Here is a 23,224-nt window from a genome sequence, read left to right as displayed (position 1 = left end):
ATATTCTTTTTTAAATGGTTCTACTTTTGCTTTGCAGTTAGTTTGTTAATTATTGCAACAAGGTATCCGAGAGTTATAAATGCCCCCGGAGGAAGCACGAACATCAGCATGTTGTAGGTTTCCGGTAGCAATGTATAGCCGAACACGCTGCCGGTACCGAGTATCTCGCGACAAATGCCGAGCAATGTCAGTCCGAGCGTGAAACCAAGACCGATACCCACACCATCCATGAGACTCTCAACAGGACCATTCTTTGCGGCAAAAGCCTCTGCTCTACCGAGTATGATACAGTTAACAACAATCAATGGGATGAACAGCCCGAGCGTGGAATATATGCCGGGCACGTATGCTTGCATCACCATCTGAAGTATTGTCACAAAAGATGCAATGACAACTATGAACACCGGTATTCGTACCATGTCCGGGGTTAGGTTCTTTATTAACGAAATGACAAGGTTTGAACAAATCAGTACGAACATCGTTGCAAGTCCCATTGACAATCCGTTTATGGCACTTGTCGTCGTTGCAAGTGTCGGACACATGCCAAGCATAAGCACAAAGGTTGGATTTTCCTTTACTATGCCGTTGATTATTATATTCAGATGTTTCATTTCTTGGATTCTTTTTTATGGTCTGCTTTACATTCTTTAGGAGCCTCCGGATTTGTATCAACAGTGGTCGCTTTATAAGCCTCATAAGCATTATTCACCGCAAGTAGGAAAGCACGGCTGGTAATTGTAGATGCCGTGATTGCATCAACTTCGCCTTGCTTATTGTCGGTCTTGCGGGTATCGTTAGTTACAAGAAGCACATCAGACTCCGGACTCTTTCCTACAATACATCCCTTGCCGTCTTTCTGAAACCACTTGTCTGCCTTCGCACCAAGACCGGGGGTCTCTGCATGTTCAAGTATTGTATAACCGAGTATCTTGCCATCAAGATCAAAGCCCACAAGTATCTTCAAATCGCCTCCGAAACCACCAACGGTACTCTCAACGGCTGCACCAAGGTCTTTCTTATTTGAATCCTGTGCCTGATATATTATATATGTAAGTTCCTTACCTTTGGCATCGGTCTGTTTCACGGTGTCGGTCTTTGCAACACTGAGTTCACCACCGCCCATAACCGTCTTTATTCCTTCGGCAAGCGTCTTATCTTTTTGCAATTTAATCGGTTCTTCTGTAATATGATTGACAAACGCAAGGATTGAACCTGTAATAACGGCAATCCCCGTGAGCACAAGCACCATATTTGTTATAGATGACTTTAGTTTTTTCATAATCTCTTCTTTCTATACATACTATTTCGTATTTTCGGTATTAGACGGAATCTCACCGAAACGCTTTGGCTTGATATATGTGTTTATCAGTGGCGTAAAGCCATTCATTATCAATATTGCGAAAGACATTCCTTCGGGATATGAGCCCCAGTTGCGTATAACGACCGTAAGGAAACCTATTGCAATTCCGTAAATGATTTGTCCCTTTCCGGTCATAGGCGACGTAACATAATCGGTAGCCATGAATATTGCACCAAGCATAAGACCGCCGGCGAGTATCACATCCACAGGGTTTGCATATACGGGATTTGCAAGATGCAACAAACCACTTGAAACGAAGACTGTTGCAATGATACTTACCGGTATATGCCATGTTATGATTTTCTTCCAAAGCATATAAACCAGACCTATCAGCAATGCGAGAGCACATATTTCGCCTGCAGTACCCGAACCCATCATAGTTCCATCGGCAAGTTGCGAGGAGTGATTACCCAAGAGTAAGGAGAAAGAATCAGGAAGTTGTCGTAACACTTCTGCATCTCCGCTCTTTATGGCATACTTCATTATCGAAAGTGGTGTGGCTCCGGTAGTAGCGTCAAGATAACTCTCTAATTGTCCGGCAACAGGCCATGATGTCATCTGTGCAGGAAAACTTACAAGGAGAAAACAACGTCCTACGAGCGCCGGATTAAACGGATTATTACCAAGTCCGCCAAAAGTCATCTTCCCAATCCCTATTGCGACCAATGCTCCTATTATGATAATCCACACCGGAAGATTTGAGGGAAGATTGAAACCAAGTAATAATCCCGTAAGAATGGCTGAGCCATCTGTTATTGTAGTGCGTTCACACTTCAATATGAACTTCGCAATCGCCCATTCAAAAAATACACATGCCACAACACTCGCAGAGAGAACAACTCCGGCTCCGACACCAAAGAAGTAAAGACTGGCGATAAGTGCCGGTATCAGCGCAATGAGAACGCCATACATATTCTTCTCTACACTGTCGGTACCATGTGCATGTGGAGATAGCGATACTATTAATTTACCCATCTTGGTTATTTTTTCTGTTTACTGTTTTACTTTACTATTTCTTGATGCTACGTGCCCTTATCATACCCATCACCGTGGATTTTCCAATACGTATATTATCAAGAAGAGGACGATGAGCAGGACATGTGAATTGGCATGAGCCACACTCTATGCAAGAAGTAATATCTTCTGCCTCCACCTTCTCCCAGTTCTTCATTGACGAACACGTGGCAAGAAGATAAGGTTCAAGTCCCATCGGACATACACTGACACACTTGGCACACCTGATACATGGTTGTGGCTCTTTACGACGAGCATCATCATCTGTAAGAACCGTAACAGAGTTTGTTCCCTTACATATCGGAACATCTATCGATGTCAACGCCTTACCCATCATCGGACCGCCCGCAAGTATCTTGTTATCGCCTTCGGGAAGACCGCCACAAGCATCTATCAGTTCCCGCATCGGTGTTCCCATGCGAACGAGGAAGTTTCCGGGAGTCTTCAATTTCTTGCCGGTAACAGTGGTATAACGCTCAAACAAGGGCTTATTTTTCATCACAGCCTGATAAACAGCGAATGCTGTACCAACGTTCTGAACCACAGCACCAACATTCACCGGAATGGCGGGGGGGGGCGGCACTTGTCTTCGAATAACGGCATCAACGAGTTGTTTCTCTCCGCCTTGGGGATATTTCTGTGCAAGTGGCACAACTTCAACACCCTTAATGTTTGCTGTTTTTTCCGCAATAAGTTTTATTGCTTTAGGCTTATTATCTTCAATACCGATATATCCTTTCTCCACATTCACCGCCTTCATCAACAGTTGGAGTCCTACGATTATCTCGTCTGCATGTTCCAACATCAGTCGATTGTCCGAAGTTATGTACGGTTCACATTCCACGCCATTGATTATAACACACTCTGCCTTTGCATTTGGCGGGGGCGTAAGTTTTATAAACGTTGGGAAACCTGCCCCTCCCATACCTGTGACACCTGCCATTTTTACACGGTTCACGATCTCTTCGGATGTCAATTCGGCATGCATCTCCAACGTTTCAAGTTTGTCGGAGCGGTCAATAGAGTCTTCCCATTCGTCACCTTCAACATTAATAATAATAGAAGGCTTACGATAACCTGTGGCATCTATTGCATCCTCAATTTTGAATACAGTACCTGATACAGATGAGAAAATAGGGGCTGAAACAAAACCACCGGCCTCTGCAATAAGAGTTCCGACCTTAACCTTATCTCCTTTCTTGACCACAGCCTTTGCCGGAGCACCTATATGTTGCTGCAATGGGAATATAGCCTGTTTCGGCAACTCTGCTACCTTTGTCGGAATATCAGCAGTAAGTTTGTTTTCTTGCGGATGCACACCGCCAATTCTGAACGTTCTTAGTTTCATTCCTTTACCTCCTTTCCTAATTTGTTAGCAGATGATTGTAGTTCCGTTGCGGCTGCGTTTTCATTAACTTTTGGTGCAGGGAAGTTGCTTGATACTATGGCATTGGTAGGACATACGGCAACACATTTTCTGCATAGACGACACTTATTCGGGTCTATATAACTAAGATTGTTTTCTATTGTTATAGCACCGAAAGCACATTCCTTGAAACATTTACTGCAACCTATACATGCTGCTTTACATGCTTTCATTGCAACAGCACCTTTGTCCTTGTTGACACAACGCACATATACGCGCCGTCCCTTTGGCCCTTTCTTCCTAAGTTCGATGATTACGCGCGGACAAGCCTTGACACATGCACCGCATCCGGTACACTTATCCTCATCAACCTCTGGCAATCCAGTCTCTTCGTTAATGTGAATAGCATTGAAATTACATGCATCGACACAATCTCCACAGCCCAAACAGCCATAGCCGCAACCAGTCTCTCCGGCACAAGCAGAATGCATGGATGCACAACTGCGCAAACCATCGTAAGATGTAATTCGCGGACGTAGTTCACAAGTACCATTACATCTTACCACTGCAATCTGTACCTCCGAATTGGCAATTGCAATACCAAGAAGGTCGGCAACCTTACTCATTACCTCTGCTCCTCCTACCGGACAGTTCAGTCCATCTATCGAACCGGAATCTGCCGCCTTGACCAAAGCCCCGGCAAGTCCCGAACAACCGGGAAAACCGCAGCCACCACAATTTGCACCGGGAAGCGCACTTGTCACCAAGCCTAATCGTGGATCCTCTTTAACAGCAAATTTCTTGGAGCATACGTATAGTATCACAGCCGACACTAATGCTATTGTCCCAAGTACAATTACTGCAGTTAGAATAAAGTTCATAATTTCTTTGTATATGTTTTAGTATAAAAAATTAACGTGTATTATTATCAGTTTTTTCTATTTTGAATGAGAATTTCTCTCGAAACCTATGTCTTAATATATACATTAATATATAATAAGGTATTAATGCGCATATACCTGCGAGTGCCATAAACGGCTCTTCATCTGTGATTCTGCTAACGATAAATACCACACTTACGAGAATTAGGAAAGGTACACCGAAAGCAACCAATACGGCATTCATCCCGATTTGTGAAGACGCTATCACAGTAACGGTATCGCCGACTTTGTAATCCGTACGGGAAGAGAAATCATAAACGTCAACGATTTTCTCTTTCTTCTCTGATGCTTGACAAAGATACGCTGCATTACAAGAAGAACAGGCAGACATCTGGACTATGCGTACCTTTATGCAGTCATCGTCAATCTTATCTATTATACCGCTATGCTTAATCCTATTTCCCATAATCAGACAGCCAAATTGCAATCTCCAAATTACAAATGCAAAGATAATATTATATTTTAAAAATGCAAATAAAAATGATATTTTATTGCCTTTTCTGAAAGAAAATATAAGCAAACGGTTGTTATTGATTACTTTTCGGCAAGCAGTTGATTAAGAAAATCGTCAAGTTCCTTATCAAGTCCTTCCATCAAGTCTCCCCCGATTATAATCGTGTCGTCATCTACCACATAGAGTTCTGCAACGTGTTCATTCTCATCATTTTCCAAAACAAAGTTATAAGGTTTGACGATACCGAGATTCTCAACCTTATCTTTATTATTAATGATTATTTCACGCAAAACCTTTACTACTTCAGAATAGAAGCCTGCGTCCTTATTATCTATCCATTGGTTGACAACACAACGAGTAATCTCATTCCCATCTTCATCAAAAGCAAGCAGTTCTCCGCTGTCCTGAACAACCTTTATGTGTAAATCGGTCATCAAAGCCAATTCGGAATCGACAGGAAACTTCTGAACTATCTTTCCCAGAAATCGTTCAATCTTTTGAGTAGTTTGTTCGTTTGTGTTCATATCTTTTTCTTTTTTCCTTTACTTTCATTACCCATACGGTCAAGAGCAGTTACAACGTATGTTGTCTTCTCCAGTTCCTTTATGTCATAAAATGTATTTGTAGTGATAGCAACTATCTTGGCAGGATTGTCAATATCAATCCTTTCTCCACTTGCAAAGCGATAGACTACATATTTCACAGCCTCGTCTTCCCAACCTTTTCCTTTAGGAGCTGTCCAGAACAAGACTTTACCTTCTGGCATATTTATCACTTTCATCTTTCTAACCTTCTTAGGAGCATCTCCATCAATGAAAGGCATTGTGGGTTGAAGTGCAGGGTAACGCCAATAAACATTACGTAGCGTCTTTCCGTAATTTCCGATATTATCCACGGCTGCTTTGGCATACCATAACACTGTACCTTTTACATTCCGCATCTCACTATGCAACTTGAACTTCGCAGGCATCTGATTGATTTTCGGGTTATTAAGGTCTGCCTTTTTCACCGTGCGTTCAATATCTTCACCTATATATAAAGGGCGTTTTGACGTATGAACATTCCACCACTTTATAAGCGTTTCATAGTCTGCTGCCTTGTGCCCAATCTCCCAGTATAATTGTGGCACTACATAATCAACCCAGCCATTGTTAACCCACATAAGGACATCGGCATAAAGGTCATCATAGTTCTGAAGCCCATTGGTCTCACTACCTATAGGAGAGTTTTTCTTGTTACGATAGATTCCGAAAGGCGAAACGCCGAACTTAACCCACGGTTTTACAGAACTTATGGAGTTATGCAGTTGTTGTATGAACAAATTAACATTATAACGTCGCCAATCGCCTATATTCTTAATACCATTGTTATTCGCTTGATATTGTCTGCTATCATCAATTTTCTGACCTGCAACAGGATAGGGATAAAAGTAATCATCAATGTGAAGCCCATCAATATCGTAACGCCTCACAATATCATCTGCTACCTTGCAGATATACTCTCGACATTCCGGAATACCGGGATTCAAAATCAACTGGCCATCATACGCGAACACCCACTCAGGATGGCGTATTGCCACATGATTCCTTGAGAGTTCGTTCGTTCCTTTGGTTTTTGCACGATACGGGTTAATCCACGCATGCAACTCCATTCCACGTTTATGACATTGGTCAACCATCCATTGCAGCGGATCCCAATATGGCTTTGGAGCGACACCTTGAGTTCCAGTCAGAAAGCGGCTCCACGGCTCCATCGAACTTGCATACAGGGCATCACACTCCGGACGTACTTGGAAGATTATTGCATTCACCCCATCCTTTTGCAATTCATCAAGTTGATACGTAAGTGTGGATTGCATTGCCTGTGTGGACATCCCCAAAAATTGTCCATTAACACATTGTATCCACGCACCGCGAAATTCTCTTTTTGACTGCCCAGACACATTGTCAACAAAACATGTCAGAAACAACAAAACAAATATAACTATTTGGTATTTAAATATTTTCATAAAAAGTATTTAATTTGATTTCAAAGGTACAAAAAAAATATATAATCTCCAAATTTTTCATTAACATTACGCACACAGGGATTATTTAACGCAAAAATCGGGACAGTTTCCTATCCCGATTTCTTGTCTTTTGTAGTGGATAGGGGAATCGAACCCCTATGCCAAGATTGAGAATCTTGTATCCTAACCGTTAGATGAATCCACCATCTTTCTTTGTCGGTCAAATCCCCTGCGGAAGGAGGGGGATTCGAACCCCCGGTACGGTTACCCGTACGACAGTTTAGCAAACTGTTGGTTTCAGCCACTCACCCATCCTTCCTCGGGCCGCTTTGTTGCCGAAACAACTGATTTCTCAATTGCGGGTGCAAAGTTAACGTATTATTTTTATCCCTGCAAATATTTCATATATTTTTTTCAAAGATTCATCATTTTTCTTTCTTTATCCCGAACATCTATGTTTTTACGATACATAAAAACCTCTTTTAATAAAAGAAAGGCTGAATCTGGTAAATAATAATCTCCCTATTTGCTATCCGCACATATTGTTTGATTTAGTAAATTAGGCGAAATTGGTCAGCAAATTGGGCGAAATTGCAGACCAAAATAGGCGAATTTGGTTTACAATAAGGCATGAATAGCAAAGTAGATCATTGTTTTCAGAAAAACTTTTTGATTTAAATCATTTATTCGACTGATATTCATTTATATATGTCCAAAATCACAATACGTTTTTGCATATATCAAAGAAAAATACTAATTTTGCATGAACGAAAATACTTTAACAAAATAAAAAGAACAATATGAGCAACATTAAACTTGACATCATCAATGCAGCATGTTTCCTTCAACCGGGTACAGTTGAGGCTTTCGAGCCAAAAGTAAAAGCCGCTCAAGAGGCTTTGGAAAATGGGACATGTCCGGGTAACGACTTTTTAGGCTGGCTACATCTTCCTTCGAGCATAACAGATGAGTTTATCAGCGAGATAGAGAATACGGCTAAAGTGCTACGCGAGAACTGTGAAGCAGTTGTTGTTGCGGGAATAGGTGGCAGTTATTTGGGCGCGAAGGCTGTAATCGAAGCACTTGGCAACAGTTTTGAGTGGCTCATGAATGATAAGAACAACCCCACAATACTCTTTGCAGGAAACAATATCAGCGAGGATTATCTCTACGAACTCACCGAATACCTTAAAGGGAAACGATTCGGAGTGATAAATATATCGAAGAGTGGCACGACTACCGAAACCGCACTCGCATTCCGTTTGCTGAAAAAGCAATGCGAAAATCAGATGAGTAAGGAAATGGCAAGAAAAGTAATAGTCGCCATTACTGATGAGAAAAAAGGTGCAGCAAGAATTTGCGCCGACAAAGAAGGGTATAAGAGTTTTATTATCCCCGATAATGTGGGGGGACGTTTCTCAGTGCTTACGCCGGTAGGACTGCTCCCCGTGGCATGTGCCGGCTTTGACATCAAAGCACTCGTAAGGGGCGCACAGGAAATGGAGGCAGCCTGTGGCAAGGATGTTCCATTTGCCGAAAATCCTGCCGCACAATATGCTGCGGTACGCAATGGACTATACGAGAGTGGCAAGAAAATAGAAATAATGGTAAACTTCCAACCAAAACTTCATTTCATGAGCGAATGGTGGAAGCAACTTTATGGTGAGAGCGAGGGTAAAGAGGGTAAAGGAATATTCCCTGCATCATGCGATTTCACCACAGACTTGCACTCTATGGGACAATGGGTTCAAGAGGGAGAGCGCAGTATCTTTGAAACAGTGATAAGCGTTGAAGAACCTAATAAGAAGTTGCTTTTCCCAAGCGACGAGGAAAATCTTGACGGGCTGAACTTCCTTGCAGGCAAACGCGTTGACGAAGTGAACAAAATGGCAGAACTTGGCACACGTTTAGCCCACGTAGATGGTGGAGTACCAAATATATGCATATCAATTCCAAGACTCGATGAGAAATATCTCGGACAATTAATCTATTTCTTTGAAATTGCCTGCGGTATCAGTGGCAACGTTCTTGGAGTAAATCCTTTCAACCAACCCGGCGTTGAAGCATATAAGAAAAATATGTTTGCACTGCTCGACAAACCCGGATACGAGGCTGAGTCTGAAGCGATAAAAAAGCGAGTAGGCGTTGAGGGATGAACGTTGAATGGGTAACGTTGAGCATATTTGCTTAATTTAGAGATGGTATTTAATAATACTTGGGAAGAGCAATACGTTATAATATAAAATTATGATGGCAGAAGATAATAAAGAGCCTACGGCAAATGAAAGTTTGAAATCGGCTTTAGGGCATGCAAAGTGCGTACTTTTCGACATGGATGGCGTACTCGTTGACAGCATGCCCAATCACGCCATTGCATGGGTACAATCCATGACTTCGTTCGGGATAACAATGACTGCAAACGATGTTTACCTGACAGAAGGCGCGCGCGGTGTGGATACCATACGAAAAATGGTGAAAGAGCAACAAGGACGCGACATTGACGAGGCAGAAGCACAGAAGATGTACGATGATAAAACACACCGATTCGGACTGCTTCCCAAACCAAGGATTATGCCATACGCCATAGAATTGCAGGAAAAATTGCACTGCATGGGAATCAAAATAGGTATAGTCACCGGTAGCGGACAGCGACCATTGATAAACCGATTACTAAAAGAGTTCCCAAGAGTAACGGAGGATAAACTTGTCACAGCCTATGATGTGAAAAACGGAAAGCCCCTACCCGACCCATATTTGGCTGGCATGAAGAAATGTAATGTCTGTCCAAGCGAAACAATAGTGATAGAAAATGCGCCTTTAGGCGTAATGGCCGGAGTGGCCGCCGGTGCATTCACCATTGCCGTTAATACAGGACCACTACCCGACTCCGCACTTATCGAGGCGGGAGCAGACATAATTTTCAAAAACCTTAAAGAGGTTTATGAAGCAATATAAACAAGTAGGTGTTCACAATCAATTTGTGTATTGTGAACACCTGCTTAACAAAAATGAACTATACCAGTTCTCCGGAACCATAACATTTATGGTGATCTGAATCATATATCACACAAAACTGCCCCGGTGCCACGCCTTGAATAAGGTCTTCGGCACAAACTTTATACGAGCCTTTGCCGAGAGACTGTAACGTGGCTTTATGAAATTCGGGAGTGTGGCGAATCTTAAACGTCACACTTTCAGGCAATTCTTTTTCGGTAAGGAAATGGAAATCTTTCACTTCAAACTCCTTTCTCCATGCCTGACGAGGCTCATATCCGTTAGCCACATATAACACGTTGTTCTCTATGTCCTTACGAACAACATTCCAAGGGCCACCACCAAAGCCTAAGCCATGACGTTGTCCGATGGTATGAAACCAAAGGCCGCGATGCTTGCCAAGAATCTTGCCGGTAGCCATATCAACAACATCACCGGGATTTTCTCCGAGATAACGTTTTATGTAATCGTTATAGTTTATCTTTCCGAGGAAACATATACCCTGCGAGTCCTTACGCTTCGCATTGACAAGATGTTCGCGTTCGGCAATCTCACGCACCTCGTCTTTCATGTAATGACCTATCGGGAATATTGCTTTCTTCAACTGCCAATCGAATATTTGTGCGAGGAAATCGGTTTGATCTTTCACCGGGTCAGGGCTTGTAACAAGCCATTTGCGACCATCAATCCATTCGGTTCCGGCATAATGACCTGTCGCTATCAGGTCATATTCATGCCCCATTTTCTCATCAAACGCTCCAAACTTTATCAGTCGGTTGCACATCACGTCAGGATTTGGCGTAAATCCGGAACGCACTTTATCAATCGTATAACGCGTAACCTTATCCCAATATTCCTTATGACAGTCCACAACCTGTAGTTTACAGCCATATCTGGCAGCAACAGCAGTGGCCATTTCAAGGTCTTCTTCTGAAGAGCAATCCCACTCTTCAGTTTCTTCCGGCCCTATCTTTATGTAAAAACAATCCGGCGACAGCCCCATTGAGGCAAACTCATGAACTACCACCGAACTATCTACTCCACCGGAGAGCAGTACGGCTATGCGTTTTCCCGATAATTCTTCTTTTTCTATCATAAATTATTTCTTCACAGGATCGAATGTCAGGCCACAACCAAGTTTCTTGAAAATCTTACGGTCAACCTCACTGAGCATTACCGTTGCATGCACCTGACATCCGTCAAGTTTTGGCAGAGTGTCAAGTGCACGTCGACAATTCTCATCTTTCTGACTTAAAACAGCAAGTGCCACAAGTACCTCATCGGTATGAAGTCGCGGATTATTGCCATGAAGCATGGATGTTTTCATCATCTGAATAGGAACTATCATCTCTTGAGGTATCAACTTGACCTCGTGGTCTATACCTGCCAAATGTTTCGTTGCGCTGAGTAACAAGGCTGCACTTGGCCCCAACAGCGGACTCGTATCGGCTGTTATCAGTGTACCATCGGCAAGTTCTATGGCTGCCGAAGGCGTACCGGAACGCAGTTTGCGCTCGTATGCGGCAACAGTACACGGTCTGTTGGCTGTCGTAAGTTTCATCTGTTTCATCAACAGCACAAGTTTATTGACCTCGTGATCGTCACTTTTCCCATCCGTCATATTACACAGTGCCGTATAATAACGACGTATTATTTCCTGTTTTGAAGCCTCACAGCACACCTCGTCGTCACTGATACAAAAACCTGTCATGTTCACTCCCATGTCGGTGGGCGACTTATAAGGACTTTCACCATATATCCCCTCAAATATTGCATTGAGCACCGGGAATATTTCTATATCGCGGTTATAGTTAACTGCGGTCTTTCCGTATGCTTCAAGATGAAAGTGGTCAATCATATTGACATCGTTAAGGTCGGCTGTTGCCGCCTCGTATGCCAAATTTACAGGGTGTTTCAAAGGAATATTCCAAATAGGGAACGTCTCGAACTTGGCATAACCGGCCTTTAGTCCCCTGCGGTTGTCATTATAAAGTTGACTCAGACACACCGCCATTTTCCCACTTCCGGGGCCGGGAGCCGTAACAACAACAAGTGGACGCGTTGTTTCTACATAGTCGTTCTTTCCGAATCCGGCATCAGAGTCAATCAATTCCACATTGGTTGGATACCCCTCTATCAGGTAGTGATAATACACTTTGACCTCACCGATGCGCTCTAAACGCTCTCGGAACAATACGGCACTTGACTGTCCGTTGAATTGTGTTATCACAACACTGCTTACATAGAGACCTCTTTCGGAGAATACCTCTTTCAGTCTCAATACGTCTTTGTCGTATGTGATGTCCAAATCGCCACGAACCTTGTTGTGTTCAATGTCCTCGGCACTTATCACAATTACGATTTCGACATCATCTTTGAGTTGCATCAGCATGCGCAATTTGCTATCCGGCTGAAAACCGGGCAGCACACGACTTGCATGGTGGTCATCATATAGTTTGCCACCAAACTCAAGATAAAGTTTATCACCAAATTGTGCTATTCGTTCTTTGATATGCTCCGACTGAATACGGAGGTATTTTTCGTTATCAAAACCAACCTTCATTTTGTATATTACAGTTAATACATGACAATGCTTTTATTCCGACCGCAAAAGTAATAATTTATAGTGATAATGCCTAATGAAACATAAACAATTTGCCAAAGAAACAATACTTTATTTTCAATAGCAGAATTAATTATCCAATCTTACACTATTCGTCTTTTAAATTAACTAAACATTATAACAAGCTATTGTTCAAAACTTTAACAAGAAATCGCAAGTAAGTTTCTTATACCATTCCGAATATTCGGAATTAGATGCGTGTATCGTCCCTCTCTCATCATTGACAGGTTGCGGAGCGAGCGCGAATGCCATAAGCAATCTGCGTGGAGATTTGCTCGGAGTTGTGCTTACGGTGCATCTACGGACAAGAAAGAAACCATTTACGGCAGCCGAAACCATTATCTTCGACTCCAAATCAAACGGCACGATTATAGAAAAAACACCTCCATTCGCCAAAAATCGCCTTGAATGTCTGAACAATTCATCAAAAGGAAGCGCAACGGCATGGCGAGCCAAAGTGCGCTTTGAGTCTGGTGGTAGCAATGATTGCGTGAAATATGGAGGGTTACATACTATTGCATCATATCGTTTTGCAATATCAAACTCCTGCAAAGAAGTACACATTACCGTGACTCTATCGGCAAATGGCGAGTCTTCGACATTCTCTTTTGCCTGTAAAGCGGCATCAGGGTCTATATCTATTGCATCCACAATAGCACCGGAAAAGCGTTGAGCCATCATAAGTGCGATGAGACCTGTTCCTGTTCCGATGTCAAGAATAAGCCCTCCACCGTCTGCCCATGCGCCCAACAAAAGTCCGTCCGTACCGACCTTCATCGCAGCACGTTCCTGTCTTATATTGAATTGTTTAAGTGAAAAATCGTTACTCACGACCGCAAAGGTACGAATATTTTATAATTATACTAATAGAATTAGGAATTAATTTAGTAACTTTGCAGCCGATTTATACTTATTTATTTAGGAAATGAGCGAAAGACAAAATAACCAGTTCTCTATGATTGCAGATTACGAAGGTGATGTAAGACATCTTTTCGAGGCACCGGTAGAAGGCAATATGCCTATTCTTGCCACCCGAAACCTTGTACTTTTCCCAGGTGTCGTCACTCCTGTACTGATAGGAAGACAGAAAAGCAGACTGCTCGTAGAGAAATTAAAGAAGAATCCTGACGCATTGTTGGCAGTGATATGCCAGCGCGACCCGAATATAGACGACCCAACAGAGAAAGATCTTTTCACATACGGTGTCGCTGCAAAGATAATCCGAGTACTTGATATTCCCGGACAGGAGGATCGTATAACCGTCATAGTACAAAGCCTTGGCAGGGTTATGCTTAAAAAAATCGTGAAACAGTCACCATATCTCGTTGGCGAAATAGAAGGTGCTCCGGAAGCTATCACCTCTATCAAGGACAAAGAATACGGTGCTGCAATCGAAGATATGAAGCGTGCTTCTATCGAATACATCAAGAAGAACGAGGATATTCCGGACGAAGCTCAGTTTGCTGTTAATAATATCAGTAACGATATAATTGCCGCAAACTTCCTATGTTCGAGTCTTCCGCTTGAATTACACGAGAAAATGATGCTGCTTGAGAAGAGCAGCACCAAGGAGAGAGTTTTTGCATTGCTGAAAATCCTTTCTCGTGCGACACAGTTGGAGCAGATAAAACAAAACATCAGACTCAAGACTCGCGAGGACATTGACGAGCAGCAAAGGGAGTATTTCCTACAACAACAGATAAAGAACATCCGTGAAGAACTCGGCAACAACGAAGGTTCTCCGGAGAGAAAAGAATTGTTGGAGGAAGCACTGAAGAAGAATTGGGGAGAAGATGTAGAGAAAGTTTTCTATAAAGAACTCGACAAACTGGATATTCTGAACCAGCAAAGTCCGGAATACTCGATGCAGATGAACTATCTTCAGACTATGGTAGGACTGCCGTGGGGAAGTTATTCGCAAGACGACCTCGACCTTAACCGTGCCCAAAAGATACTCGACCGCGACCATTACGGACTGGAAAAAGTAAAGGAGCGCATATTGGAATACATGGCAGTGCTCAGTCTCAGGGGCGATTTGAAGTCACCTATACTCTGTTTGTACGGCCCTCCGGGGGTTGGAAAGACCTCTCTCGGGAAGAGCGTAGCCAAAGCAATGAAGCGAAAGTATGTCAGAATGAGTCTCGGAGGACTCCATGACGAGTCTGAAATACGCGGACACAGACGCACATACATCGGTGCCATGCCGGGAAGAATCATCAAAAGCATACAGAAAGCAGGCTCTTCAAACCCTGTTTTCATTCTCGATGAGATTGATAAAATAACCCAGAACACCATAAACGGCGACCCATCGTCGGCAATGCTCGAAGTTCTCGACCCTGAACAGAACAATGCGTTCCACGACAATTACCTTGATGTGGATTACGACCTTTCAAAAGTTCTTTTCATAGCAACCGCAAACGACCTCAACACCATACCGCGTCCACTACTCGACCGTATGGAGATAATACAAGTCAGCGGTTACACGACAGAAGAGAAGATAGAAATTGCAAAACGCCACCTTATACCTAAGGAGAAAGAGAACACCGGTCTTGACAATGAAAAGAAACTCTCTTTCAACAAGATGGGAATAGAGAAAATCATCGAACAATATACTCGTGAGAGCGGTGTGCGCCAATTAGAAAAGCAGATAAACAAAGCACTGCGCAAGATGGCACTGATAAAGGCGCGCGAAGGAGAACTACCATTCCTTAAAGTCAGCGCGGGAGAGATTGAGGGATTGCTCGGCAAACCACCTTTCTATCGCGACATATACCAAGGTAACGACTATGCCGGAGTGGTTACAGGCTTGGCTTGGACAAGCGTAGGAGGCGAAATTCTTTTCATTGAGACAAGCCTCAGCAGAGGAAAAGGCTCGAAACTGACACTTACCGGAAATCTCGGAGATGTCATGAAAGAGAGTGCTGTGCTCGCATTAGAGTATGTCAAGGCTCATGCCGATGACTTGAAAATAGACTATCGCATATTCGACAACTGGAACATTCACATCCACGTGCCTGAAGGAGCAACTCCAAAAGACGGTCCAAGTGCCGGCATCACGATTGCAACAAGCATTGCATCGGCTCTGACACAGCGCAAAGTGAGAAAGGACACGGCAATGACCGGCGAGATAACACTGCGTGGCAAAGTGCTACCTGTTGGCGGAATAAAGGAAAAAATACTTGCTGCCAAACGCGCCGGAATATCCGATATTCTGCTCTGCAAGGACAACAAGAAAGACATTGATGAGATTTCAGAGCAATATCTAAAGGGAATAAGTTTCCACTACGTTGAAAACGTTGGTGACGTATGGGATTTTGCGCTCACCGATGAAGTCGTTGCGCGCCCTGTAAGTTTTGAAATTGACGAGAGCAACAAATGACATTCCAACTTCAACATACAGATAACGCAAGTGACGCTCGTGCCGGCCTCATAACAACCGCTCACGGACAGATAGAAACCCCGATATTCATGCCGGTGGGTACGGTAGGAAGTGTGAAGGGAGTTCATTTCGAAGAACTGCGCCGACAGGTAGGAGCACAAATAATCTTGGGCAACACCTATCATCTTTATCTGCGTCCGGGGCTTGACACTCTCTACAAGGCAGGAGGCCTGCATAAGTTCATTTCGTGGGACAGGCCGATGCTGACAGACAGTGGCGGCTTTCAAGTGTTCTCTCTTTCCGGTATAAGGAAACTTACTGAAGAGGGTTGTATGTTCACTTCTCACATTGATGGTTCGCGACATTTCTTCACTCCGGAGAACGTAATGGACACCGAACGAACAATCGGTGCCGACATAATGATGGCACTCGACGAATGTCCTCCGGGCAAGAGCGATTACGAATATGCACGCAAAAGTCTGGCAATGACGCAGAGATGGCTTGACCGTTGCTTCAAGAGATTCAACGAGACAGAGCCACGATACGGATATAAGCAAAGCCTTTTCCCCATAGTACAGGGTTGCACCTATAAAGATTTGAGGCGCGAGGCGGCAAAATTCGTTGCCGATAAAGGTGCCGATGGAAATGCAATAGGAGGGTTGGCGGTAGGCGAACCAACCGATGTGATGTATGAAATGATTGAAGTTGTTAACGAAATATTGCCGAAAGACAAACCCAGATACCTCATGGGAGTAGGAACTCCACAGAACCTGCTTGAAGGAATTGCCAGAGGAGTGGATATGTTCGACTGTGTTATGCCTACGAGAAACGGCAGAAACGCCATGCTCTTCACCTATCAAGGCACAATGAACATGAGGAACAAGAAGTGGGAAAACGACTTCTCTCCCATCGATCCGGACGGTTGTGAGATTGATCGAATACACACCAAGGCATATCTCCACCACCTGTTCAAGGCTCAGGAATTACTTGCGATGCAAATAGCGAGCATACACAACCTCGCTTTCTATCTGAGGCTCGTAGGAGATGCACGAAAACATATCATTGCCGGCGACTTCACGCCGTGGATGAAAAGTATCGTAGAGCAACTTGGAAAAAGAGTTTAGAGGTAGTCGCATCTCACCTCCATAGAAAACAAAGGAATTGGAATACGACAAGATAAGACGCAGAAGAAAATCCCTAAAAGCCATAAAGACGGTAAAAAGGGCATTGGCACCCGTTTCTAAAGTGATGAAGCGGGCAGCCAAATATATGGGTTGGCTTAAATACATCAATCCTAAGCGTTATGTGAAAATACTTGATTGGTACATCATTAAGAAGTTCATAGGAACCTATTTCTATGCCATTGCACTGATAATTTCCATATCCATTGTTTTCGACATCAACGAAAACCTTGCAAAGTTCACGCAATATCACGCTCCATTGAAAGCAATAGTATTCGACTATTACGTGAATTTCGTGCCATACTTTGCCAATCTTTTCTCTCCACTCTTTGTTTTTATTGCCGTAATCTTCTTCACTTCAAAACTCGCAGGCAACAGTGAGATAATCTCAATGCTCGCCGCCGGAGTAAGCATGAGGCGACTTATGCGGCCATACATGATTTCTGCGGCACTCATTTCGGCTCTCACTTTCTATCTCGGTTCTTACGTTATACCCAAGGGAACAGTAATAAGACAAAACTTCGAGACACTATATAAGAACAAAAAAAAGAATACCGCAGCCGAGAATGTTCAGATGCAGGTGGGCAAAGGAGTAATTGCCTATATACAGTTCTACGACAACAACCGTAAGAAAGGATACGGTTTCTGTCTCGACAAGTTCGAGAATAAGAAAGTGGTAAGTCACATGACAGCCACCGAAATACAGTATGATACTATCTCCGACTCCAAATTCCACTGGCAGGTCATAAACTGGCGAATACGAGACATGAGAGGAATGCGTGAGAAAATCACCAATGGAGATATTCTTGACACACTCGTGATGATGGAACCAACCGACCTTGTGTTCTCAAAAGGGCAACAAGAAACATTCACGAGTCCGCAGTTGAGGGATTACATAAGCAAGCAAATAGACCGAGGTTCAAGCAATGTGGTGCAGTATGAAGTGGAATATCACAAACGTATCGCATCATCATTTGCCTCATTCATCCTCACCACGATAGGCCTTTCGCTGTCATCTCGAAAGCGTAAAGGAGGAATGGGAATGTATCTCGGCATAGGATTGGCGTTGAGTTTCGCCTATATCATGTTACAAACGGTGTCGGCAACATTTGCAATACAATCAGATACGCCGGCAATACTTGCAGCATGGATTCCGAATATCGTGTTTGGTATAATCGCGTGGTTCTGCTATCGAAAAGCCCCGAACTGATGATAATGGGGGCAAAACAGACAAAATACAATTAAAAAAAGGAGACACTAATATGGAATTTTACGATTTAGACCTCAACGATAATACCCTCGACGCACTCGAAGACATGCACTTCTACACCTGCACACCGGTACAGGAAAAGTGTATTCCTGAAATTCTCGATGGGCACGATGTTCTCGGAGTGGCACAAACAGGCACAGGAAAGACTGCAGCCTACCTACTCCCGATATTGAGCATGCTTGACGACGGCGGCTTTCCGAACGATGCTATAAACTGTATCGTAATGAGCCCCACACGTGAGTTGGCACAACAGATAGACCAAGCAATGCAGGGCTTTGCATACTACATGTCCGAAGTAAGCAGTGTTGCGGTATATGGCGGAAACGATGGCAATAGGTACGACCAAGAGGCTAAGGGAATGAAAATGGGAGCCGATGTTATCATCGCCACTCCCGGCAGACTGAAAAGCCACATAACAATGGGAAATATTTACCTTGGGCGCGTCTCTTTCTTCGTCCTCGACGAAGCCGATCGCATGCTCGACATGGGTTTCAGCGATGACATCATGGCCATTGCAAAACTACTTCCCGAAACTTGTCAGACAATAATGTTCTCGGCAACAATGCCGCCAAAGATAGAAGAACTGGCAAGAACCCTGCTGAAGAATCCGATAACAGTGAAACTCGCAGTAAGCAAGCCTGCCGACAAAATTCAACAGTCTGCATACGTATGTCACGAGACACAGAAACTCGACATACTGAAGCACCTGTTCAAGGGCAAGCGACTTAACCGTGTGATTATCTTCTCAAGTTCAAAACAGAAAGTAAAGGACATCGCACGCGACATGAAACGTATCGGAATAAACTGCGATGAGATGCACTCGGATCTCTCACAACAGCAGCGTGACGACGTGATGTATCGCTTCAAGTCTAATCAGACAGACGTTCTCGTTGCCACAGACATTGTTGCTCGTGGTATTGATATTGACGACATTGCCACGGTTATCAACTTTGACGTTCCTCACGATGCGGAAGATTATGTGCACAGAATAGGACGAACCGCGCGTGCCGACCGAGACGGAGTGGCAATAACACTCGTAAGAGGTTGGGAAATAGTGGATTTCATGGAGATAGAAAGATTTCTCGGCTACGAGGTAACAAAAAATCCACTGCCCGAAGGCATCGGCGAAGGACCTGAGTATGTTCCGATGGTAAAGAAAGGAAGGCATGGCGGAAAATCCCAAAAAAGAAATTCGAGAAGAGGAAAGCCCACTGATAACAGTCAGAAAAGAAGTAGTAGGAAAGACCATAAGAAAGGATACGGAAAGCAAAACAAGCAGGACAACTGAATAAATTGGGCGAAATTGGTTGGCAAAAAAGGCGAAATTGATGAGCAAAATCGCCGAAATTGCGAAGCAAAACAGCCTATTTTGAATAATGATTGATTGTAAATGATGATTTAAAAGTATATAAATATGCTTATAGATTATAATAGGGTAAGTATTTACCAAGATGATTTATGCGTACTCAAAGACATTGATTTCAATGTTGATGAGGGCGAGTTCGTATATATTATAGGTAAGGTGGGGGCAGGAAAGAGTTCTCTCCTTAAAACACTATATTGCGAACTTGACATCGAAAGTGCCGAAAAGGCAGAAGTACTTGGCAGAGACCTGATGAAGATAAAACGCAGGGAAGTGCCGGAAATGCGCAGGGAAATGGGTATTATATTCCAAGATTTCCAACTGTTGCACGACCGCACGGTAGGCAAAAACCTTGATTTCGTTCTCAAAGCAACAGGGTGGAAGAAATCTGAACGCAATCAGCGTATAGACGAAGTGCTTGAGGCCGTAGGACTGTCTGACAAGGTGAACAAGATGCCCCACGAACTTTCCGGGGGCGAACAGCAGCGAATAGCCATTGCAAGGGCGTTGCTCAACAAACCGAAAATCATCGTGGCAGACGAGCCTACAGGCAATCTCGACCCGGAAACGGCAAGCAATATCGTTTCACTGTTGCGGCAGATAAGTCTCACCGGTACGGCGATAGTAATGTCAACCCATAACATACCGATGCTTAACAAGTATCCGGGAATAGTATATAGATGTTCGGAAACATCAATAAGCGATATAACAAACACCTACAACAGCATTGACCTTACCGAAGATAAGGAAAGGGCGTAAAGTTGAAAAATATCTCAAAGATGAAAGTAATGAAATTCGGCGGAACCTCCGTTGGCACGCCGGAACGCATGAAAAGCGTCGCATCATTGTTGACAAACAGTGGGGAGCAGGTTTTCGTTGTGCTCTCTGCCATGTCGGGGACTACCAATTCGCTTGTTGAGATTTCTAATTATCTCTACAAAAAGAATCCGGAGAAAGCCAACGAGGTTATCGACAGCCTTGAAAAGGCATACATGCAACACGTCGATAACCTTTACTCCACAGAAGAGTATCGCAACACCACGCGCGACTTTCTTCGCGAGGAGTTCGATTATCTACGCTCTTTCACCACGGAACTATTCACAAGTTTCGAAGAAAAAAACATCGTGGCACAAGGCGAGATAATAAGCACGAACATGGTTGTAAACTACATGAAGGAGAATGGATTCGATGTTGTGCTCCTGTCGGCTCTCGACTTTATGAGAACCGACAAGAACGAAGAACCTGACTCCACATATATTCACGACAAACTGAATGTAATAATGGACAAGGAAGCGGGACATCAAGTGTATGTCACGCAGGGGTTCATCTGTCGCAACGCATACGGTGAAATAGATAATCTACGTAGAGGAGGTAGCGATTATTCGGCATCGCTTATCGGTGCGGCCATTGATGCAGAGGAAATACAGATATGGACAGACATTGACGGTATGCACAACAACGACCCTCGTATTGTGGAAAAGACAGAAGCCATAAGCCAACTACATTTCGAAGAGGCTGCCGAGTTGGCTTACTTCGGTGCCAAGATTCTTCACCCTACTTGCATACAACCGGCCAAACATGCCGGTATTCCGGTGCGTCTTAAAAACACAATGCAACCGGAAGCACCGGGCACTATTATCAATAGCGAGAAAGTAAAAGGGAAGATTAAAGCAGTTGCCGTAAAAGACAATATAACAGCCATAAAGGTAAAGAGTTCGCGCATGCTTCTCGCCACAGGTTTCTTGCGTAAAGTGTTTGAGACATTCGAGGGCTATCAGACAGCCATTGATATGGTGGCAACAAGTGAGGTCGGTGTGTCAATGAGTATTGATAACGACGTTCATCTTAACGAGATTGTTGACGAGTTGAAGAAATATGGCACAGTAACGGTTGATACCGGAATGTGTATAGTATGTGTCGTAGGCGACCTTGATTGGAACAATGTAGGATTTGAGACGATGGCAACCGAAGTCATGAAGAACATACCGGTAAGAATGATTTCATACGGCGGCTCAAATTATAACATATCATTCCTGATACGTGAAACAGACAAGAAACAGGCGCTGCAAAGCCTTTCTGACACATTATTCTATAAATAAAAGGGCATACCGTTGCCCTAATGACATACTATAATGCTACATACGATAATAATATTGACACTTGCAGTAGTTGCAATAGCCTCACCTATAGTTAGCGTTTACATGCGAAGACAGAGATTTACCGCACCCGACAAGGATTGCGACAAGAAGCCTGTGTCTGTGATAATAACCCTGCATGAAAATGCAAAAGAAATAGAACGCAACCTTCCCATATTCTTGGAACAAGACTATCCGGAAGGTTTCGAGATAATTGTCGTTGTGGCAAAAAGCGAAGATAATACAGAAGATGTGCTTAAAAGGTTTGAAAGGCACAAAAGACTATATACCACATTCATTCCCGACTCTTCAAGATATATCAGCAGAAGAAAACTTGCCATGACACTCGGGGTTAAGGCTGCACACAACCCTTGGCTGATATTCACCGACATTACCTGCAGACCAACGTCAGACCAATGGATAAAGACAATGGCCGAATGTATGACAGAGGGGCACAATATTGTTATCGGGCCTACCATATTCGATGACCCCCCCCCCTATCCTACCGTTTCCAGCGTATGCACGATGACATTTCGCATGCTCATGAAGCAATATTTGGCATTGCATACCGTTCTGAAACAAAGAACATAATGATTCTGCGAGAGGACTTCATGACTCATAGAGGGTTTGAAGGCAATCTGAAATATTTGAGAGGAGAATATGATTTCATTATCAACAAATATGCCATGAAAGGTGGAACAGCAATTACAAACTCTCCCGATGCGCTGCTTATAGAAGACACGCCGACAAAAAGAGAATGGCGAAACCACCGTCTTTTCTACATGGAAACACGTAGGCATCTGCTAAGAAAGAAAACTCATCGTATGCCACAAATTATCGATGGGCTGTTTTTCCATGCGAGTATGCTACTTCCTATCGTGGTTGCGGCATATCAAACAGTGGAATACAACCTGCCGGTTATGATTTCGGCAGCAGTATCTTTACTGCTTTCTATCGTTTTGAGGACAATCATTGCACGCAGAAGAATGCCGCAGTTCTTTGCCGACATACCGGCATGGAAAATTGTTCCGCTCGAGATATGGCAAACATTTCAGAAACTCATACATTGGCTTGCATACAAGCGGGCTGACAAATATGATTTCATTACGCATAAAATATAATATCTAATCCAAATA

The 23,224-nt window shown here is 43.5% G+C and carries 20 protein-coding genes, 2 tRNA genes and 1 pseudogene; 10 read left to right on the top strand and 13 right to left on the bottom strand.

The genetic code is table 11. The features are described from left to right. Positions 1-20: 20 nt before the first annotated feature. From rsxE to EHV08_RS02450, 10 genes are all read right to left on the bottom strand, one after another. Positions 21-611 (bottom strand): electron transport complex subunit RsxE, encoded by a 591-nt coding sequence (gene rsxE / locus EHV08_RS02495; protein ID WP_126677843.1) that lies wholly within the window; start codon positions 609-611, stop codon positions 21-23. Then, positions 608-1,279 carry an RnfABCDGE type electron transport complex subunit G gene (locus EHV08_RS02490; RefSeq protein ID WP_126677842.1) on the bottom strand — a complete coding sequence of 224 codons (672 nt, stop codon included), beginning with the start codon at positions 1,277-1,279 and terminating at the stop codon, positions 608-610. Before EHV08_RS02490 ends, rsxE begins: the two co-directional genes overlap by 4 nt. Before the next feature lie 21 nt (positions 1,280-1,300). Next, complete coding sequence (locus EHV08_RS02485) at positions 1,301-2,335, bottom strand: RnfABCDGE type electron transport complex subunit D (protein WP_126677841.1); 1,035 nt, start codon at positions 2,333-2,335, stop codon at positions 1,301-1,303. Positions 2,336-2,369: 34 nt separating this feature from the next. Beyond that, positions 2,370-3,722 (bottom strand): electron transport complex subunit RsxC, encoded by a 1,353-nt coding sequence (gene rsxC / locus EHV08_RS02480; RefSeq protein ID WP_126677840.1) that lies wholly within the window; start codon positions 3,720-3,722, stop codon positions 2,370-2,372. After that, a complete protein-coding gene (locus EHV08_RS02475; protein WP_126677839.1) occupies positions 3,719-4,621 on the bottom strand; it encodes a Fe-S cluster domain-containing protein in 903 nt (300 codons plus the stop codon). Before EHV08_RS02475 ends, rsxC begins: the two co-directional genes overlap by 4 nt. 31 nt (positions 4,622-4,652) lie before the next feature. Then, complete coding sequence (locus EHV08_RS02470) at positions 4,653-5,087, bottom strand: SoxR reducing system RseC family protein (RefSeq protein ID WP_126677838.1); 435 nt, start codon at positions 5,085-5,087, stop codon at positions 4,653-4,655. 128 nt (positions 5,088-5,215) lie between these two features. Next, positions 5,216-5,659: a hypothetical protein gene (locus EHV08_RS02465; protein ID WP_126677837.1), complete on the bottom strand. Its 444-nt coding sequence runs from the start codon at positions 5,657-5,659 to the stop codon at positions 5,216-5,218. Next, positions 5,656-7,143, bottom strand: a complete 1,488-nt coding sequence (locus EHV08_RS02460; RefSeq protein ID WP_126677836.1) for a glycoside hydrolase family 10 protein — start codon at positions 7,141-7,143, stop codon at positions 5,656-5,658. The genes EHV08_RS02465 and EHV08_RS02460 overlap by 4 nt, the downstream gene beginning before the upstream one ends. 133 nt (positions 7,144-7,276) lie before the next feature. Further along, positions 7,277-7,348: transfer RNA gene (locus EHV08_RS02455), tRNA-Glu, on the bottom strand. A gap of 27 nt (positions 7,349-7,375) precedes the next feature. Next, positions 7,376-7,462, bottom strand: a tRNA-Ser gene (locus tag EHV08_RS02450). A gap of 481 nt (positions 7,463-7,943) precedes the next feature. Between EHV08_RS02450 and EHV08_RS02445 the strand changes: the two genes are divergently transcribed. Then, complete coding sequence (locus EHV08_RS02445; RefSeq protein WP_126677835.1) at positions 7,944-9,299, top strand: glucose-6-phosphate isomerase; 1,356 nt, start codon at positions 7,944-7,946, stop codon at positions 9,297-9,299. A gap of 91 nt (positions 9,300-9,390) precedes the next feature. Continuing rightward, positions 9,391-10,098 (top strand): HAD family hydrolase, encoded by a 708-nt coding sequence (locus EHV08_RS02440; RefSeq protein WP_126677834.1) that lies wholly within the window; start codon positions 9,391-9,393, stop codon positions 10,096-10,098. A 58-nt stretch (positions 10,099-10,156) separates the two neighbouring features. Here the strand turns inward: EHV08_RS02440 and mnmA are convergent, their stop codons facing one another. The 3 genes from mnmA to EHV08_RS02425 all read right to left on the bottom strand — a co-directional run bounded on the left by mnmA (position 10,157) and on the right by EHV08_RS02425 (position 13,591). Continuing rightward, positions 10,157-11,233, bottom strand: coding sequence for a tRNA 2-thiouridine(34) synthase MnmA (gene mnmA, locus EHV08_RS02435; RefSeq protein WP_126677833.1), 1,077 nt, complete (start codon positions 11,231-11,233; stop codon positions 10,157-10,159). Positions 11,234-11,236: 3 nt separating this feature from the next. Next, positions 11,237-12,700, bottom strand: coding sequence for a DUF1846 domain-containing protein (locus EHV08_RS02430; RefSeq protein ID WP_126677832.1), 1,464 nt, complete (start codon positions 12,698-12,700; stop codon positions 11,237-11,239). Positions 12,701-12,892: 192 nt separating this feature from the next. Beyond that, entirely contained in the window at positions 12,893-13,591 is a 699-nt protein-coding gene (locus tag EHV08_RS02425) for a tRNA1(Val) (adenine(37)-N6)-methyltransferase (RefSeq protein ID WP_203227041.1), read from the bottom strand. 94 nt (positions 13,592-13,685) lie between these two features. On the opposite strand from EHV08_RS02425, the gene lon reads away from it, so the two are divergent. The 8 genes and pseudogenes from lon to EHV08_RS02385 all read left to right on the top strand — a co-directional run bounded on the left by lon (position 13,686) and on the right by EHV08_RS02385 (position 23,209). Then, the gene (gene lon / locus EHV08_RS02420) at positions 13,686-16,139 is read left to right on the top strand and encodes an endopeptidase La (protein ID WP_126677831.1); all 2,454 of its coding nucleotides are present in this window, start codon (positions 13,686-13,688) and stop codon (positions 16,137-16,139) included. Further along, positions 16,136-17,263 carry a tRNA guanosine(34) transglycosylase Tgt gene (gene tgt, locus EHV08_RS02415; RefSeq protein ID WP_126677830.1) on the top strand — a complete coding sequence of 376 codons (1,128 nt, stop codon included), beginning with the start codon at positions 16,136-16,138 and terminating at the stop codon, positions 17,261-17,263. The genes lon and tgt overlap by 4 nt, the downstream gene beginning before the upstream one ends. A gap of 124 nt (positions 17,264-17,387) precedes the next feature. Then, complete coding sequence (locus EHV08_RS02410; protein ID WP_126679394.1) at positions 17,388-18,530, top strand: LptF/LptG family permease; 1,143 nt, start codon at positions 17,388-17,390, stop codon at positions 18,528-18,530. Positions 18,531-18,582: 52 nt separating this feature from the next. Then, positions 18,583-19,845 (top strand): annotated as a pseudogene (locus EHV08_RS02405) (DEAD/DEAH box helicase); the annotation flags it as partial. Positions 19,846-20,004: 159 nt separating this feature from the next. Beyond that, positions 20,005-20,712 carry a cell division ATP-binding protein FtsE gene (locus tag EHV08_RS02400; RefSeq protein WP_126677828.1) on the top strand — a complete coding sequence of 236 codons (708 nt, stop codon included), beginning with the start codon at positions 20,005-20,007 and terminating at the stop codon, positions 20,710-20,712. 20 nt (positions 20,713-20,732) lie between these two features. Next, positions 20,733-22,052 carry an aspartate kinase gene (locus EHV08_RS02395; RefSeq protein WP_126677827.1) on the top strand — a complete coding sequence of 440 codons (1,320 nt, stop codon included), beginning with the start codon at positions 20,733-20,735 and terminating at the stop codon, positions 22,050-22,052. 33 nt (positions 22,053-22,085) lie between these two features. Continuing rightward, a complete protein-coding gene (locus EHV08_RS02390; protein ID WP_126677826.1) occupies positions 22,086-22,679 on the top strand; it encodes a glycosyltransferase in 594 nt (197 codons plus the stop codon). Next, positions 22,679-23,209 (top strand): hypothetical protein, encoded by a 531-nt coding sequence (locus tag EHV08_RS02385; RefSeq protein WP_126677825.1) that lies wholly within the window; start codon positions 22,679-22,681, stop codon positions 23,207-23,209. Before EHV08_RS02390 ends, EHV08_RS02385 begins: the two co-directional genes overlap by 1 nt. The last annotated feature ends 15 nt before the right edge of the window (positions 23,210-23,224 follow it).

It is taken from the genome of Prevotella koreensis (assembly GCF_003977605.1).
GTDB lineage: Bacteria > Bacteroidota > Bacteroidia > Bacteroidales > Bacteroidaceae > Prevotella > Prevotella koreensis.
The sequence above is the reverse complement of the archived record's forward strand: the minus strand, read 5'-3'. Positions and strand labels throughout refer to the sequence as shown.